Genomic DNA, 16,159 nt, shown 5'->3' with positions numbered 1-16,159 from the left:
AAACGCCCGGTTACATTCCGAACCCGGAAGCTAAGCCTCACAGCGCCGATGGTACTGCAGGGGGGACCCTGTGGGAGAGTAGGACGCCGCCGAACTCCCTTTAGAGCTCTGGCTCTTGGGCAATACAGCCCAGGAGCCAGAGCTTTTTTGCGTTGAGGTAGGGTCAGGGGGCATCGTTCGCACGTTTTCCCACAGGAGGCCCCCGGGTGGAGGTCCAGGAGACCCGCGTCCAGACGGACCGAGTCCTCACCATCCCGAACATCCTCAGCATGGCGCGGCTCGCCGGCGTCCCCCTCTTCCTGTGGTTGATCCTCAGGCCGGAGTTCGGGGGTCCGCAGAGCGACGGTTGGGCCCTCCTGGTGCTGGCACTGAGCGGGGTCAGCGACTACCTCGACGGCAAGCTCGCGCGGCGCTGGAATCAGATCAGCAACCTCGGCAGGCTTCTTGATCCCGCGGCCGACCGCCTCTACATTCTCTCGACGTTGGTCGGTCTCACCTGGCGCGAGATCCTGCCGGTCTGGTTGACGGCTGTGCTGCTGGCGCGAGAGTTGGTTCTGCTGGTGATGGTGGGCATCCTCAGGCGTCACGGCTATCCCCCGCCCCAGGTGAACTTCCTCGGGAAGGCAGCCACCTTCAATCTGATGTATGCCTTCCCGTTGCTCCTGCTCAGTGACGGAACCACCTGGATCTCGTCACTCGCTGCTATTTTCGGATGGGCGTTCGCCGGGTGGGGTACAACGCTCTACTGGTGGGCAGGAGTGCTCTACGTGGTGCAAGTCCGCCAACTGGTCCGTGCGGACGCCATGGCCGATTGAACTCGGCGATTGTCCGGACGTAGTGGCTCGATGGCCCACGGCGGAAAAGTGCGGGACAATCTGGACGGGTGAAGTCGGCTAGACCGTCGTCTCTTGGAGGAGGACGCTTCCGACATGAAGGCCGTCGTGATGGCCGGTGGTGAAGGCACACGCCTTCGCCCCATGACCTCTAGCATGCCCAAGCCGCTCCTGCCCGTGGCAAACCGCCCGATCATGGAGCACGTGCTGCGGCTGCTCAAAAGGCATGGGCTCACCGAGACCGTCGTCACCGTGCAGTTCCTGGCCTCGCTCGTCAAGAACTACTTCGGGGACGGCGAGGAGCTCGGAATGGAGCTCACGTATGCCAACGAGGAGAAGCCACTCGGTACCGCCGGAAGCGTCAAGAACGCCGAGGAGGCGTTGAAGGACGATGCTTTCCTGGTCATATCCGGCGATGCGCTGACCGACTTCGACCTCACCGAGCTGATCAACTTCCACAAGGAAAAGGGTGCGCTGGTCACCGTCTGTCTGACGCGTGTGCCCAATCCGTTGGAATTCGGCATCACCATCGTCGATGAAGAAGGAAAGGTCGAGCGTTTCCTGGAGAAGCCGACCTGGGGGCAGGTCTTCTCCGACACGGTGAACACGGGCATCTACGTCATGGAGCCCGAGGTCTTCGACTACGTCGAACCCGATGTCCCCGTCGACTGGTCCGGCGATGTGTTCCCGCAGCTCATGAAGGAGGGCAAGCCGGTCTACGGCTTCGTCGCCGAGGGCTACTGGGAGGACGTCGGTACGCACGAGAGCTACGTGAAGGCTCAGGCCGACGTGCTGGAGGGCAAGGTCGACGTCGAGATCGACGGTTTCGAGATCTCGCCGGGCGTCTGGGTGGCGGAGGGTGCCGAGGTGCATCCCGATGCCGTACTGCGCGGACCGCTCTATGTGGGTGACTACGCCAAGGTCGAGGCCGGCGCCGAAATCCGTGAGCACACGGTCGTCGGGTCGAACGTCGTCGTGAAGAGCGGCGCCTTCCTGCACAAGGCCGTTGTGCACGACAACGTGTACATAGGCCAGCACTGCAATCTTCGGGGCTGCGTCGTCGGCAAGAACACCGACATCATGCGCGCGGCCCGGATCGAGGACGGCGCGGTCATCGGCGACGAGTGCCTGATCGGCGAAGAATCGATCGTGCAGGGCAATGTGCGGGTCTACCCGTTCAAGACCATCGAGGCCGGCGCGTTCGTCAACACCTCGGTCATCTGGGAGTCCCGGGGACAGGCGCACCTGTTCGGCGCCCGTGGGGTGACCGGCATCCTGAACGTGGAGATCACGCCCGAGCTGGCCGTGCGGCTGGCCGGTGCCTACGCGACGACCCTCAAGAAGGGGTCCACCGTCACCACGGCCCGTGACCACTCCCGTGGTGCCCGTGCGCTCAAGCGGGCGGTCATCTCCGCCCTGCAGGCCAGCGCCATCGACGTACGGGACCTGGAGAACGTACCGCTGCCCGTGGCACGGCAGCAGACCGCGCGCGGCAGTGCCGGCGGGATCATGATCCGGACCTCTCCGGGTGTGCCGGACTCGGTCGACATCATGTTCTTCGACGGCCAGGGTGCCGATCTCTCGCAGGCGAGCCAGCGCAAGCTGGACCGGATCTTCGCGCGGCAGGAGTACCGGCGCGCGTTCCCCGGTGAGATCGGCGATCTGCACTTCCCGGCGAGCGTCTTCGACTCGTACACCGGCTCGCTGCTCCGCAATGTCGACACGACCGGTGTCGCCGAGTCGGGGCTCAAGGTGGTCGTGGACGCGTCCAACGGCAGCGCCGGGCTCGTCCTGCCGAGCCTGCTCGGCAAGCTCGGTGTGGACTCGCTGACGATCAATCCCGGTCTCGACGAGTCCAGGCCCACGGAGACGGCCGACATGCGGCGGTCGGGGCTGGTGCGCCTCGGCGAGATCGTGGCGTCCTCGCGGGCCGCGTTCGGCGTGCGGTTCGACCCCGTGGGTGAGCGGCTGTCCCTGGTGGACGAGAAGGGCCGCATCATCGAGGACGACCGGTCACTGCTGGTGATGCTGGACCTGGTGGCCGCCGAGCGGCGCAGCGGGCGGGTGGCGCTGCCGGTGACCACGACCAGGATCGCCGAGCAGGTGGCCGCCTATCACGGGACCCAGGTCGAGTGGACCACCACCTCTCCCGACGACCTCACGCGTGTGGGGCGTGAGGAGGGGACCATCTTCGGTGGTGACGGCAAGGGCGGGTTCATCGTCCCCGAGTTCAGCAGCGTCTACGACGGTACGGCGGCGTTCGTACGGTTGATCGGGCTGGTGGCGCGGACGCAGCTCACGCTCAGCCAGATCGACGCCCGGATCCCGCGGGCGCATGTCCTCAAGCGGGACCTGGCGACCCCGTGGGCCGTCAAGGGACTGGTGATGCGGCGGGTCGTCGAGGCGGCCGGAGATCGCTTTGTCGACACGACCGACGGTGTGCGGGTCGTGGAGACCGACGGGCGCTGGGTGATGGTGCTGCCCGACCCGGCCGAGGCGGTCACGCATCTGTGGGCCGAGGGGCCGGACGACGCCTCTGCCCAGGCCCTTCTCGACGAGTGGTCGGCGGTCGTGGACAGCGCCGGACGGTAAAACCTCTGCACGCGTGCGTGCCGGACAAGTGTCCCCAAGCGGGCCTGTCCGGCACGCCGGAGGGGCCATTCGGAGGTACTGGTCGCAACGTGCGACTATGTGCGGCATGCCGCAGCAACCCCCCGTTCGGAGCAAGCCCACGCGGCCGCCACGCCCGGACGCCTCCATGTCGTTGATCACCAACGTCATGGACCACAGCCTCGACGACGGGTATGCGGAGGCCGCCGCCCGGAAGAAGGCCCAGGGCGAAGGCGGCATGCCGAAGACCCTCAGGGCGAAGCTCGGCCTCGCCGCCGGTCTGGTGCTCGCGGCGCTCGTCGTGACCGTCGGGGCGGCCCAGGCGCGCGTGGCGGCGCCCGCCGTCGCCAAGGAGCGCCAGGAGCTGATCGACCGGATCGACCGGGAGAGCACGGCTGCGGACAAGCTCGAAGGCGCCGTCGACGACCTGCGCGACGATGTGAGCGCCCGGCAGCGGGCGGCGCTTCGGAAGAGCGGTGGAGGCGCCCGGACGGACCTCATGGGCGTCCTTTCGGGCGCGACGGCGGTGCACGGCCCCGGCGTCAAGCTCGTGGTGAACGACGCCAAGGAAGCCACCACGGGCGGTAACGGCTCCAATCCGCGCGAGACCTCCGGTTTCTCCGACACCGGACGGGTGCGCGACCGTGACATGCAGCGCGTCGTGAACGGGCTGTGGGCCTCGGGGGCCGAGGCCATCTCCATCAACGGGCAGCGGCTGACCGCCCTGTCCGCGATCAGGGCCGCGGGTGACGCGATACTGGTCGACAACAAACCGCTGGTGCCGCCCTACACGGTCCTGGCGGTGGGGGACGGGGAGAAGTTGAGCACCAGGTTCCAGAACAGCGCCGACGGGCTGTATCTGCACGCCCTGGACGAGAACTACGGCATCCGGACCGGCATCTCCACGGAGACCGACCTCCGGCTTCCCGCCGCACCGAGTGTGATCGTACGTACCGCACAGCCGAGCACTGAGAAGGGCACATCGTGATCGCCGTACTGGGCCTCGTCGTGGGAGTCGTGGCCGGCCTGTTGGTCCGACCTGAGGTTCCGGCGGTCGTCGAGCCTTATCTGCCGATCGCCGTCGTCGCGGCGCTCGACGCCGTCTTCGGCGGCCTGCGGGCCATGCTCGACGGGATCTTCGACGACAAGGTCTTCGTGGTGTCGTTCCTGTCGAACGTCGTCGTGGCCGCACTGATCGTCTTCCTCGGCGACAAGTTGGGCGTGGGCGCGCAGCTGTCCACCGGTGTCGTGGTGGTCCTCGGTATCCGTATCTTCTCCAACGCCGCGGCGATCCGGCGGCACGTGTTCCGGGCGTGAGTGGGATGAGCAACCAGGACGAGCAGCCGGAGAACAGGCTGCGCAAGGAACTGCCCGACGAGGTCCCCGCGGTGGGTCCCGAGGCCGGGCCGGAGGCCGACGAGAACCCGGAGGCTGCGCTCACCGGACGCCGGCGGCTGGTGAAGGGCCTGTGGCCGCCGCGTGTCACCCGGGCCCAACTCATCGTCGCCCTGCTGCTGTTCGGCCTCGGGTTCGGCCTCGCGGTGCAGGTGGCGTCGAACAGCGACAGCGACAGCGCGCTGCGCGGTGCCCGTCAGGAAGATCTTGTTCGCATCCTCGATGAACTGGATGACCGTACTCAGCGTCTTGAGGACGAGAAGCAGGGTCTCGAAAAGCAGCGCGACGAACTGCGGAACAGTTCGAACCAGGCCGCGGAGGCCCGCAAGCAGACGGTCGAGAAGGAGAAGCAACTCGGCGTACTCGCGGGCACCGTGGCCGCGCAGGGACCGGGCATCACGATCACCATCGACGACACGAAGGGGACGGTCCAGGCGGACATGCTGCTCGACGCGATCCAGGAGTTGCGCGCGGCCGGCGCGGAGGCGATCCAGGTCAACGACGTACGTGTCGTCGCCGGTACGTATCTGACCGACTCCGACAAGAGCGTGAGCGTCGACGGGAACAAGATCAACGCCCCCTATCGTTTCAAGGTCATCGGCAAGCCGCAGGACCTCGAACCGGCCCTCAACATCCCCGGAGGTGTGGTGCAGACTCTTGAGAAGGAGCAGGCCACCGTGATGGTGGAGCGGTCGGACAAGATCGTTGTTGATGCCTTGCGACCGGCGAAGCGGCCTGACTACGCTCGGTCGTCCTCCCAGTGAACCGACGGTGCATGGGGGACATCCGGCGAGGGCATGAGGTTGCGGGGGGTCGGCGCACCGAAGAGGTGGTGCGTGGTGGAAACTGTCTGGTGGATACGGACGTTGTGAGGATGTCCGGGTCGGCCGGTGTATTCAGTCAGGGTTCGTCCTGCCCCACGGGCGGGTCTGTTTCGGTCAAGGGGAATCGCCCGTGAAGTTGTTTGCGAAGTTGTTCGGCAAGAGCGCGCGAGAGGGTAGCGACAACGCGACCGCTCGCCATCGCGCACAGCCTGACGCAGAGGGCCAGCGCCCGCTGTTCCGTGACCAGGTCGCTGGTCCGGGCGGTGACATTTCCGGAGGTCAGGGCGCGCCGTCTGTTGACCCTGGCCAGTCCGGCGGCATAGGTTTCGGGCAACCGTCAACCTCAAGTACGGGTGGAGGGTTTGCCTCCGACCCGTATACGTCCAATGCGCCGGCGGGGCAGCCGCGGCAGGAGGATCCGTCCATGTCGGTCCTGGTGTGTACGAGGTGCGGTAACCGCAACGCGGAGAACGCCCGCTTCTGTTCGAACTGTGGCGCGCCGCTGCGTGCCGGCGCGACCGCGGAGCGTCCGTCCGAGACGACGTCCACGATCTCGATCTCCGGTATCGAGGCCTACGACGCCGAGGTCACCGGTCAGACGCAGATGCCGGCGCTGTCTCCGGAGGCGCAGGCCGCCGTCGACGCCCTGCCGCTCGGCTCGGCGCTGCTGGTGGTGCGTCGCGGCCCGAACTCGGGCAGCCGCTTCCTGCTGGACGGCGAGCTCACCACGGCCGGGCGTCATCCGCAGAGCGACATCTTCCTGGACGACGTGACGGTCTCGCGCCGCCACGTGGAGTTCCGGCGCTCCCCGGACGGTTCGTTCACGGTGGCCGACGTGGGCAGCCTGAACGGCACGTACGTCAACCGGGAGCGGATCGACCAGGTCGCTCTGTCGAACGGTGACGAGGTGCAGATCGGCAAGTACCGGCTGGTGTTCTACGCGAGCCGGCAGGGCATCTGACCCACCCCCAGGGAAGGTCCATGCTTCAATCACCGAGCGGCGGTGCCGGCCACGGCGCCGCCGCCACGGACAGTGGGCTGATGAGCATCGGCACGGTGCTGAACGTGCTGCGCGACGAGTTCCCCGAAGTCACCATCTCCAAGATCCGCTTCCTGGAGGCGGAGGGGCTCATCGAGCCGCAGCGGACCCCGTCGGGGTACCGCAAGTTCAGCACCGAGGACGTCGAGCGCCTCGGACACGTCCTGAGGATGCAGCGGGACCACTATCTGCCGCTCAAGGTCATCCGGGAGCACCTGGACGCCATGGCGCGGGGCGAAGCCGTACAGCTGCCGGTCGTGGGGCGCCAGCGGGACGGGGAGACCGTCCTGGAAGCCCTCGAAGCGCCCACGGCGGCGCGGATCGCGCGGGCCGAGCTGATCTCGGCGGCCGAGATCGAGGAGCGCGACCTCCAGGAGTGGGAGTCGTACGGCCTCATCACACCCTTGGAGGGCGGGGTGTACGACGCGGAGTCTGTCACCGTGGCCTCGCTCGTCGCCGAGCTCGGGCGGTTCGGGATCGAGCCGCGGCACCTGCGGGTGATGAAGGCCGCCGCCGACCGCGAGGCCGGGCTCGTGGACCAGGTGGTGGCCCCTCTGAAGCGCCACCGCAACCCGCAGACCAGGGCTCATGCGGAGGCTCGTACGAAGGAGCTGGCGGTGCTGACCGTCAAGCTGCACGCCGCACTGGTACAGACCGCGCTCGGGGTGCGGCTGCCTTGAGCGGTGCTGGTGCGCGGGCGGCCGGATCGGGCACCCGTTCCCGGCCCGACTACCCAAACGTCCCGAGCACGGCCTAGGGTTGCTGTGTGAACGAGCTCGATGTCGTAGGTGTCCGGGTCGAAATGCCCTCCAACCAACCGATCGTGCTCCTGCGTGAAGTGGGAGGCGACAGGTACCTCCCCATCTGGATCGGGCCGGGGGAGGCGACGGCCATCGCCTTCGCCCAGCAGGGCATGGCCCCGGCGCGACCGCTGACGCACGACCTGTTCAAGGACGTGCTGGAGGCCGTCGGTCAGGAGCTCACCGAAGTGCGCATCACCGATCTGCGGGAGGGCGTCTTCTACGCGGAGCTGGTCTTCGCCAGCGGCGTCGAGGTGAGCGCCCGCCCGTCCGATGCCATAGCGCTGGCCCTGCGCACCGGAACGCCGATCTACGGCAGTGACACGGTGCTCGACGACGCGGGCATCGCGATTCCGGACGAGCAGGAGGACGAGGTGGAGAAGTTCCGCGAGTTCCTCGACCAGATCTCGCCCGAGGACTTCGGCACCAGCAGCCAGTGAGACGGGCGGCCTGCCCGGCGGACTCGCCGTCCGTGCCGGTTCGTTCGCGGCCCGTGGCCGCCGCGGAGAGGGCAATTGCCAGCGGCCATTGAGAGCGTCCTGCGGCCCCCCACGAGAGCATTCGGCTAGCCTTTCCCCGCGGTGGGGCACGGGAAACCACTCCTAGGGTGATTATCACTCGGCGTGCCGAGTGTGGCGATCGTTGACGCACCCCTGGTGACTGCCTACCGTCGAGAAGGCAGGTCAAGGACGGAGGTCGGCGTGATCAGCAGCGGCGACGGTACGGCTGGGGGTGCCCCCGGACACGGTTTCGGGGAGAGCGGTCCGTACGGGCTTCACGGCAGCGCGGCCGACCACGTTCCGAAGTGGCCGACGGCTGTGTCGAGCAGCGGAGGGGCGGCGTCCATGACGTCCGAGGAGATCGGCTACCGCGGTCCGACGGCCTGCGCGGCCGCCGGCATCACCTACCGGCAGCTCGACTACTGGGCCCGCACCGGGCTGGTCGAGCCGAGCGTGCGGCCCGCCTACGGGTCGGGTACGCAGCGTCTGTACAGCTTCCGGGACGTCGTCGTCCTGAAGATCGTGAAGCGCTTCCTGGACACCGGCGTGTCCCTGCAGAACATCCGTACGACCGTCCAGCACCTCAGGGAACGCGGTTTCCGCGACCTGGAGCGCATGACGCTGATGAGCGACGGTGCCACGGTCTACGAGTGCACCTCGCCGGACGAGGTCCACGCCCTGCTGCAGGGCGGGCAGGGGATCTTCGGGATCGCCGTCGGCGTGGTGTGGCGGGACGTGGAGAGCGCGCTTTCCCAGCTGCACGGGGAGCGGATCGACACCGGTGAGACGCTCGTCGGGCACAACCCCGCGGACGAGCTGGCGCGACGGCGCAACCGGGCGGTCTGAGCGCTCGCCCCTCGGGGCACGGAGCAGGCCCGGCGGCCCTTGTTCCGGGGCGTTGTCAGTGGCGTGGTGCAGCATCGGAGATGTGAGAAACGCGCCCACGATCCTGCATCTCGACATGGATGCCTTCTTCGCCTCGGTGGAGCAGGCGTCCAAGCCGAGCCTGCGCGGGAAGGCCGTGATCGTGGGCGGGCTCGGGCCGCGCGGGGTGGTGGCCACCGCGTCCTACGAGGCCCGGGTCTTCGGGGTCAACTCGGCGATGCCCATGGCCCAGGCGCGCCGGCTGGCGCCGAACGCCGCGTACCTCGTGCCGCGCTTCCATTTCTACCGGACGATCAGCGAGCAGGTGATGACCCTGCTGCGGGAGCTGTCCCCGCTGGTGGAGCCCTTGAGCCTGGACGAGGCGTTCGTGGATCTGGAGGCCGGGGGGACGGCCTGGGACGAGGCGTCGGCGCGGCTGACCGGGGGGAAGCTGCGCGCGGACATACGGGCCGTCACGGGGCTCACGGGGTCGGTGGGGCTCGCCGCCTCCAAGATGCTCGCGAAGATCGCCTCCGAGCAGGCCAAGCCCGACGGGCTGGTGCTGATCGAGCCCGGGACCGAGCGGGCGCTGCTGGCGCCCATGTCGGTACGGACCCTGCCGGGGGTGGGGCCGGCCACCGGTGACCACCTGCGGCGGGCCGGGATCACCACGGTCGAGGAGATCGCCGAGGCGGGGGAGGACGAGCTCGTCCGGCTTCTGGGCAAGGCCCACGGGCACGCGCTGTACGCCATGGCGCTGGCGCACGACGAACGGCCCGTGGTCGCCGAGCGGGAGGCCAAGTCCGTCTCCGTCGAGGACACGTACGACGTGGACATCCACGACCGGGTCAGGGTGGGGCTGGAGGTGCAGCGCCTGGCCGACCGGTGCGTGCGGAGGCTGCGCGGGGCCGGTTTGTCGGGGCGGACCATCGTGCTGAAGGTGCGGCGGTACGACTTCTCGACGCTGACCAGGTCGGAGACTCTGCGTGGGCCCACGGACGATCCTGCGGTGGTCCGGGAGGCGGCCGCCCGGTTGCTGGAGGCCGTGGACACGACGGGTGGTGTTCGGTTGCTCGGGGTGGGGGTGTCCGGGCTCGCCGACTACACCCAGGAGGACCTCTTCGCCCAGGCGGCGGGTGAGCGGGGGGATCTGGGGCCGGAGGAGGTCGCGGCCGAGCCCGCGGCCGAGGAGCCCGCGGCCGCAGCGCGGCACTGGTCCGCGGGCCATGACGTCCGGCACGCGGAGTACGGGCACGGCTGGGTCCAGGGCAGCGGCCTCGGCCGGGTCACCGTGCGCTTCGAAACACCGGACTCACCGCCCGGCTGCGTCCGCACGTTCCGGGTCGACGACCCGGACCTGGAGCCGACGGACCCACTTCCCCTGGTCTCGCGCGGGGAGCCGCCGGAGGAGGGTGGGAGCGCTGGGGACGCGGGGACCTCGGGGGACGGCGTCGAGGGGGCTGATGGGGGTGAGGGCAGCTTGGAGGGGGCTGGGGCGGGTTCGGGGTGAGGGGGCTGGGGCCTGGGAGCGTGAGGGGCGCTGGGGTGCGGGTGCGTAGTGGGGCTGGGGGAGCGGGAGGGTCTGAGGGCCGCTGCGGTGCGCGTGGGGGCTGGGGAGCGTGAGGACCTCTGCTGTTTCGCGTGTGGGGCTTGGGGAGTGGGAGGAAAGTCACCCTGGCCCGCCTGTCACGCTCCCCGACCCCGTCGGTCGGCACCCTGCTACCCACCTTGCCGACCCCCCTTGCTCCTCGCCCCCCGGGCACCCGCCCGCTGCTCCCGCCTGCGCCGCAGGGCTCCTGGTCCCCGATCGACCCGCCCGCTGCCCAGCAGAGAGCCTCCTGGGCGACCGACCCACCGGGCATCGCATGCCCCGGCTCCCGCCCCGCACTCGCCCCCACCTCTCACGTCTCGTCCGTGCCCGCCAAGTGGCCGAAGTCGTGGTCGGGGTGGTTGGGGGGTGGGGCCACGTCCAGGCCGTAGTGGTGGTAGAGCTGGAGTTCCTGTTCGGGGGAGAGGTGGCGGCCCACGCCGAAGTCGGGGGCGTCCTTGATGAGGGCCCGCTCGAAGGGGACGTGCAGGGTGCCCTCGACCAGTTCGCTGGGTTCGAGGGGGACGAAGGCGTCCCGGGAGAAGAGGCCCGTGCGTATGGCCGCCCACTCGGGCACCCCGGTGGCGTCGTCGAGGTAGACCTCGTCGATCGTGCCGATCTTGGCGCCGTTGCGGTCGAACGCCTTGCGCCCGATCAGGTTGCGCGGATCGATGTCGGTCTGCACGGGCCCTCCACTTGGTCGCAACGCATCCGTAAGCACTACAAAAGAGCAGATTCGGCAAGGCGGCCACTCGAAGGCCCGGTCGTTGACCTCGCTGGTACCCTGGCAAGCGGCTGCTGACCCCGTGCGGGAGAGTCCTCCGGATCATCACCGGAGGCGCCGAAGGAGCAAATCCTCCCCGGAATCTCTCAGGCCCACGTACCGCACGGACGAGGTCACTCTGGAAAGCAGGGCGGATGTCGACGGCTTCCGCTCTCACCGACGGTGAAAACCGGTGCCCTAGGGCGACCCGGTGAAACTCTCAGGTTGAGATGACAGAGGGGGAGGCCGTCGGGGTACCCGTGCCGGGGTGCCCCTCGAAGGTCGTGTCAGACCAGGAGGCCTCCGCAATGACCGCCCATCGCATTCCGCTCACCGAGCTCGAACAGGGCATCCCCTTCGAGCAGCGCCACATCGGGCCCGACCAGGAGGCGCGGGCCAAGATGCTCGCGCACGTCGGCTACGGCTCCCTCGACGAGCTCACCGCCGCCGCGGTGCCGGATGTGATCAAGAACGCCGACGCGCTCGACCTGCCGGGTGCCCGGACCGAGGCCGAGGTGCTCGCCGAGCTGCGCTCCCTCGCCGACCGCAACCAGGTCCTCGGCTCGATGATCGGGCTCGGGTACTACGGGACGTTCACGCCGCCCGTCATCCTGCGCAACGTCATGGAGAACCCGGCCTGGTACACGGCCTACACGCCGTACCAGCCGGAGATCTCCCAGGGGCGGCTCGAAGCCCTGCTGAACTTCCAGACCATGGTCGCCGAGCTCACCGGCCTGCCGACCTCGGGCGCCTCCCTGCTGGACGAGGGCACCGCCGCCGCCGAGGCGATGTCGCTGTCCCGGCGCATGGGCAGGAACAAGAAGGGCCTGTTCCTGGTCGACGCGGACGCGCTGCCGCAGACCGTCGCCGTCATCGAGACGCGTGCCGAGCCGACCGGCGTCGAGGTCGTGGTCGCCGACCTGAGCGAGGGCATCCCCGCCGAGCTCGCCGACCGCGAGATCAACGGCGTGCTCGTCCAGTACCCGGGCGCCTCCGGTGTCGTACGCGACATCAAGCCGGTCATCGATCAGGCGCACGAGCGCGGCGCGCTCGTCACGGTCGCCGCCGACCTGCTCGCCCTGACCCTGCTCACCTCCCCGGGTGAGCTCGGTGCGGACATCGCCGTCGGCACGACCCAGCGCTTCGGTGTCCCGATGGGCTTCGGCGGTCCGCACGCCGGCTACATGGCGGTGCACGAGAAGTTCGCGCGCAGCCTGCCTGGCCGCCTCGTCGGCGTCTCCGTCGACGCCGACGGGAACAAGGCCTACCGGCTCGCCCTGCAGACCCGCGAGCAGCACATCCGCCGCGAGAAGGCGACCAGCAACATCTGCACCGCGCAGGTGCTGCTGGCGGTGATGGCGGGCATGTACGCCGTCTACCACGGGCCGGAGGGCCTCAAGGCCATCGCGCGCCGTACCCACCGTTACGCCACGATCCTCGCCGCGGGCCTCAGGGCCGGCGGGGTCGAGGTCGTCCACGGCGCCTACTTCGACACGCTGACCGTCAAGGTCGCCGGCCGCGCCGACGAGATCCTCGCCGCCGCCCGGGAGAACGGCGTCAACCTCCACCGGGTCGACGCCGACCACCTGTCCCTCGCCTGCGACGAGACCACCGACCGGGCCCAGCTGGCCGCCGTGTGGTCGGCGTTCGGCGTCGAGGCCGACGTCGAGGCGCTGGACGCGGCCGCCGAGGACACCCTGCCGGACGCGCTGCGGCGCACCGACGACTACCTCACCCACCCGGTCTTCCAGGAGCACCGCTCCGAGACCGCGATGCTGCGCTACCTGCGCAAGCTGTCCGACCGCGACTACGCGCTCGACCGCGGCATGATCCCGCTGGGCTCCTGCACCATGAAGCTCAACGCGACCACCGAGATGGAGCCGGTCACCTGGCCCGAGTTCGGCCAGCTGCACCCGTTCGCGCCCGCCGAGCAGGCCGCGGGCTACCTCACGCTGATCCACGAGCTGGAGGATCGGCTCGCCGAGGTCACCGGCTACGACAAGGTGTCCCTGCAGCCCAACGCCGGCTCCCAGGGCGAGCTGGCCGGTCTGCTGGCCGTCCGCGGCTACCACCGTGCCAACGGCGACGCGCAGCGCACGATCTGCCTCATCCCGTCCTCCGCGCACGGCACCAACGCGGCCAGCGCCGTGATGGCCGGCATGAAGGTCGTCGTCGTGAAGACCGCCGAGGACGGCGAGATCGACGTCGAGGACCTGCGCGCCAAGATCGAGCAGCACCGCGACGAGCTCGCCGTGCTCATGATCACGTACCCGTCCACGCACGGTGTGTTCGAGGAGCACGTCGCCGACATCTGCGCCCAGGTCCACGAGGCCGGCGGCCAGGTGTACGTCGACGGCGCCAACCTGAACGCCCTGGTCGGCCTCGCCAAGCCCGGCCACTTCGGCGGCGACGTCTCGCACCTGAACCTGCACAAGACCTTCTGCATCCCGCACGGCGGCGGCGGTCCGGGCGTCGGCCCGGTGGCCGTACGGTCGCACCTGGCCCCGTACCTGCCGAACCACCCCCTGCAGCCCGAGGCCGGCCCGGAGACGGGTGTCGGCCCGATCTCGGCGGCGCCGTGGGGCTCGGCGGGCATCCTGCCGATCTCGTGGGCGTACGTCCGGCTCATGGGCGGCGAGGGACTCAAGCGGGCCACGCAGGTGGCCGTGCTGTCCGCCAACTACATCGCCAAGCGCCTGGAGCCGCACTACCCGGTGCTCTACACCGGCCCCGGCAACCTGGTCGCGCACGAGTGCATCATCGACCTGCGCCCGCTGACCAAGGCGACCGGCGTCAGCGTCGACGACGTCGCCAAGCGGCTGATCGACTACGGCTTCCACGCGCCGACGATGTCGTTCCCGGTGGCCGGCACGCTGATGATCGAGCCGACCGAGTCCGAGGACCTGAGCGAGCTGGACCGGTTCTGCGACGCGATGATCGCGATCCGCGCGGAGATCGAGAAGGTCGGCTCGGGCGAGTGGCCGGCCGAGGACAACCCGCTTTACAACGCCCCTCACACCGCCGCCGCGCTCGGCGGGGAGTGGGCGCACGCGTACACGCGTGAGGATGCCGTGTTCCCGGCCGGTGTCTCGGCCGCCGACAAGTACTGGCCGCCGGTGCGCCGCGTCGACCAGGCCTACGGCGACCGGAACCTGGTCTGCTCCTGCCCGCCGCTGGACGCGTACGAGGACTGAGTCCGTCCCGGGTGAGCCCCGGTGAGAGCCCCGCCCGTGGTCCGGGCGGGGCTCCGCCGTCTCTCGGGCCGCAGACCCGTAGGCCCGGACCCGTAGGCTTTCGGGCTCTCGCGCTCTCAGGCCGAGGCCAGCGCCACCTCGGTCGACTTGATCAGGGCGATCACGTCGGAGCCCACGAACAGACCGAGGTCCTCGGCCGCGTCCTTGGTGATCACGGCCGTGAGTTCGCCGCCGTCCACGGAGACCTTCACCGAGGCCATGGCGCCGCCGAGGGCGAGATGGACGATCGCGCCGGGGAGCCGGTTGCGGATGGACAGGCCCTCGACCGCGCTCGTGGCGAGGGAGATCTCCGTCGACTTCACCAGGGCGCGCACCGGGGTGCCCGGGGCGAGGCCCAGCTGTTCGACGGCCTCCAGGGTGATGGCCGCCATGAGGTCCTGGCCGCCGTCCAGGCGGATCTTGACCGTGGCCATGACCTCGCCGGTGCGTACCTCGGTGACGGTGCCGGGCAGCTGGTTGCGGATGCTCAGTGTCATGGGCACCCACGGTAGAGCGCGTGCTGGTTCAGGCCGGGTATGCGTGTGTCTGCGTCGCCTTGACCGTCGCCCAGACAGCTGCGCCCGCCTGCAGATCCAGGTCGGCGGCGGCGACCGTGGTGACGTCGGCGGCCAGCGGGAGTTCGCCGGTGAGGTCGGCGCGGATCTGGTCGCCGTGGATCTCCAGACCGGCGATCCGACAGTGCCACAGGTTGCGGGCGCTGGAGCCGGTGGGACGGTCCCGGTAGAGGGTGACCGCGCTGGGCGGGAACGCCACGAAGACCGGGCCGGACAGGTCCTCGGTCGTGGTGATCGAGGGACCCGCGTCGAGCCGGACGGCGTGGCCCGCTGCCTGCCCCCGGTAGAGGTTCAGCCCGACCAGCCGGGCGATGTAGTCGGTCCGCGGATGGCGGGCGATGTCGGCGGGGGAGCCCTCCTGGACCACCTGGCCGTCCTCTATCACCACCAGTCGGTCGGCGAGCACCATCGCGTCCAGTGGGTCGTGCGTCACCAGGACGGCGACCGCCTCGAACTCGGCCAGGTGGCGGCGGAGTTGGGCGCGTACCTCCAGGCGGGTGCGGGCGTCGAGGGCGGCGAGGGGCTCGTCGAGCAGCAGCAGCCGGGGGTGCGTGGCCAGGGCGCGGGCCAGTGCGACGCGCTGCGCCTGGCCGCCGGAGAGGCGGCGGGGCTTGGCGCCGGCCTGCTCGGTGAGGCCCATGCGGTCCAGCCAGGCGGCAGCCTCGGCGCGGGCCTGAGCCTTGGTCGCGCCCTGGCAGCGCGGACCGAAGGCCACGTTGTCCAGCGCGGACAGGTGCGGGAAGAGTAGATAGTCCTGGAAGACGACGCCGACCGGGCGGGACTCCGGCGGCGTGCGCTCCAACGCGGCACCGTCCAGCCGCAGATGGCCGTCCGCCAGCGGGACGAGACCGGCCAGCGCGCGCAGCGCCGTGGTCTTGCCGGCGCCGTTGGGTCCGAGCAGCGCGACGACGTCACCGGGGGCAGCGGTGAGCGGGACGTCGAGCCGGAAGGAGCCGCGCTCCACGCCCAGCCGGGCATCGAGCCCGGCACCGTTCACACCCTTGGCGAGACGGTCGGTGGTGTCGTCTGTGTCGGTCATGGAGCGCACATCCGGGGGTCGAGCTCGGTGCGGTGCGGGGAAGGGGACGGAACGGGCGGGGGCTCGGGCGATGCCGGACCGGAACGGGGGGGCTTG

At 69.7% G+C, this 16,159-nt stretch carries 14 protein-coding genes, 1 rRNA gene and 1 riboswitch; of the genes, 12 read left to right on the top strand and 3 right to left on the bottom strand.

Annotated elements, in window-relative coordinates; genetic code table 11:
* The 11 genes from rrf to ACWGKT_RS40890 form a co-directional block, all read left to right on the top strand.
* A 5S ribosomal RNA gene (gene rrf, locus ACWGKT_RS40940) occupies positions 1–95 on the top strand; the annotation flags it as partial.
* A gap of 111 nt (positions 96–206) precedes the next feature.
* The gene (locus ACWGKT_RS40935; RefSeq protein ID WP_453277680.1) at positions 207–815 is read left to right on the top strand and encodes a CDP-alcohol phosphatidyltransferase family protein; all 609 of its coding nucleotides are present in this window, start codon (positions 207–209) and stop codon (positions 813–815) included.
* 114 nt (positions 816–929) lie between these two features.
* Complete coding sequence (locus ACWGKT_RS40930; protein WP_453277679.1) at positions 930–3,425, top strand: sugar phosphate nucleotidyltransferase; 2,496 nt, start codon at positions 930–932, stop codon at positions 3,423–3,425.
* A 166-nt stretch (positions 3,426–3,591) separates the two neighbouring features.
* Entirely contained in the window at positions 3,592–4,431 is an 840-nt protein-coding gene (locus ACWGKT_RS40925; protein ID WP_356154734.1) for a DUF881 domain-containing protein, read from the top strand.
* Complete coding sequence (locus ACWGKT_RS40920; protein WP_003988855.1) at positions 4,428–4,760, top strand: small basic family protein; 333 nt, start codon at positions 4,428–4,430, stop codon at positions 4,758–4,760. The genes ACWGKT_RS40925 and ACWGKT_RS40920 overlap by 4 nt, the downstream gene beginning before the upstream one ends.
* Positions 4,761–4,765: 5 nt before the next feature.
* Positions 4,766–5,602 carry a DUF881 domain-containing protein gene (locus ACWGKT_RS40915; RefSeq protein WP_453277678.1) on the top strand — a complete coding sequence of 279 codons (837 nt, stop codon included), beginning with the start codon at positions 4,766–4,768 and terminating at the stop codon, positions 5,600–5,602.
* A 190-nt stretch (positions 5,603–5,792) separates the two neighbouring features.
* Positions 5,793–6,623: an FHA domain-containing protein gene (locus ACWGKT_RS40910; protein ID WP_453277677.1), complete on the top strand. Its 831-nt coding sequence runs from the start codon at positions 5,793–5,795 to the stop codon at positions 6,621–6,623.
* Positions 6,624–6,643: 20 nt separating this feature from the next.
* Complete coding sequence (ftsR, locus tag ACWGKT_RS40905) at positions 6,644–7,381, top strand: transcriptional regulator FtsR (protein WP_453277676.1); 738 nt, start codon at positions 6,644–6,646, stop codon at positions 7,379–7,381.
* Between the two features lie 86 nt (positions 7,382–7,467).
* Complete coding sequence (locus tag ACWGKT_RS40900; RefSeq protein WP_026253112.1) at positions 7,468–7,941, top strand: bifunctional nuclease family protein; 474 nt, start codon at positions 7,468–7,470, stop codon at positions 7,939–7,941.
* Between the two features lie 261 nt (positions 7,942–8,202).
* Positions 8,203–8,847, top strand: coding sequence for a MerR family transcriptional regulator (locus ACWGKT_RS40895; RefSeq protein WP_453277675.1), 645 nt, complete (start codon positions 8,203–8,205; stop codon positions 8,845–8,847).
* Positions 8,848–8,929: 82 nt separating this feature from the next.
* Positions 8,930–10,375, top strand: coding sequence for a DNA polymerase IV (locus tag ACWGKT_RS40890; protein WP_453277674.1), 1,446 nt, complete (start codon positions 8,930–8,932; stop codon positions 10,373–10,375).
* 391 nt (positions 10,376–10,766) lie between these two features.
* Here the strand turns inward: ACWGKT_RS40890 and ACWGKT_RS40885 are convergent, their stop codons facing one another.
* Positions 10,767–11,138 (bottom strand): PRC-barrel domain-containing protein, encoded by a 372-nt coding sequence (locus ACWGKT_RS40885; RefSeq protein WP_356154749.1) that lies wholly within the window; start codon positions 11,136–11,138, stop codon positions 10,767–10,769.
* 114 nt (positions 11,139–11,252) lie between these two features.
* Positions 11,253–11,349: riboswitch (glycine riboswitch) on the top strand.
* A 175-nt stretch (positions 11,350–11,524) separates the two neighbouring features.
* Here ACWGKT_RS40885 and gcvP point away from each other — a divergent pair.
* Entirely contained in the window at positions 11,525–14,410 is a 2,886-nt protein-coding gene (gene gcvP, locus ACWGKT_RS40880; protein ID WP_453277673.1) for an aminomethyl-transferring glycine dehydrogenase, read from the top strand.
* Positions 14,411–14,526: 116 nt separating this feature from the next.
* Here the strand turns inward: gcvP and ACWGKT_RS40875 are convergent, their stop codons facing one another.
* A complete protein-coding gene (locus ACWGKT_RS40875; protein ID WP_235453312.1) occupies positions 14,527–14,946 on the bottom strand; it encodes a TOBE domain-containing protein in 420 nt (139 codons plus the stop codon).
* Positions 14,947–14,974: 28 nt separating this feature from the next.
* Positions 14,975–16,063 (bottom strand): ABC transporter ATP-binding protein, encoded by a 1,089-nt coding sequence (locus tag ACWGKT_RS40870; protein WP_453277672.1) that lies wholly within the window; start codon positions 16,061–16,063, stop codon positions 14,975–14,977.
* Positions 16,064–16,159 lie beyond the last annotated feature (96 nt).

Source organism: Streptomyces sp. NPDC054794 (assembly GCF_053611585.1).
Note: the sequence above shows the minus strand (reverse complement) of the source record. Positions and strands in the feature narration are given on the sequence as shown.

Bases quoted from the DNA above. Each gene is read 5' to 3' on its own strand.
- gcvP (WP_453277673.1), top strand. From the start codon at position 11,525: ATGACCGCCCATCGCATTCCGCTCACCGAGCTCGAACAGGGCATCCCC.
- ACWGKT_RS40870 (WP_453277672.1), bottom strand. From the start codon at position 16,063: ATGACCGACACAGACGACACCACCGACCGTCTCGCCAAGGGTGTGAAC.
- ACWGKT_RS40915 (WP_453277678.1), top strand. From the start codon at position 4,766: ATGAGCAACCAGGACGAGCAGCCGGAGAACAGGCTGCGCAAGGAACTG.
- ACWGKT_RS40875 (WP_235453312.1), bottom strand. From the start codon at position 14,946: ATGACACTGAGCATCCGCAACCAGCTGCCCGGCACCGTCACCGAGGTA.
- ACWGKT_RS40930 (WP_453277679.1), top strand. From the start codon at position 930: ATGAAGGCCGTCGTGATGGCCGGTGGTGAAGGCACACGCCTTCGCCCC.
- ftsR (WP_453277676.1), top strand. From the start codon at position 6,644: ATGCTTCAATCACCGAGCGGCGGTGCCGGCCACGGCGCCGCCGCCACG.
- ACWGKT_RS40925 (WP_356154734.1), top strand. From the start codon at position 3,592: ATGTCGTTGATCACCAACGTCATGGACCACAGCCTCGACGACGGGTAT.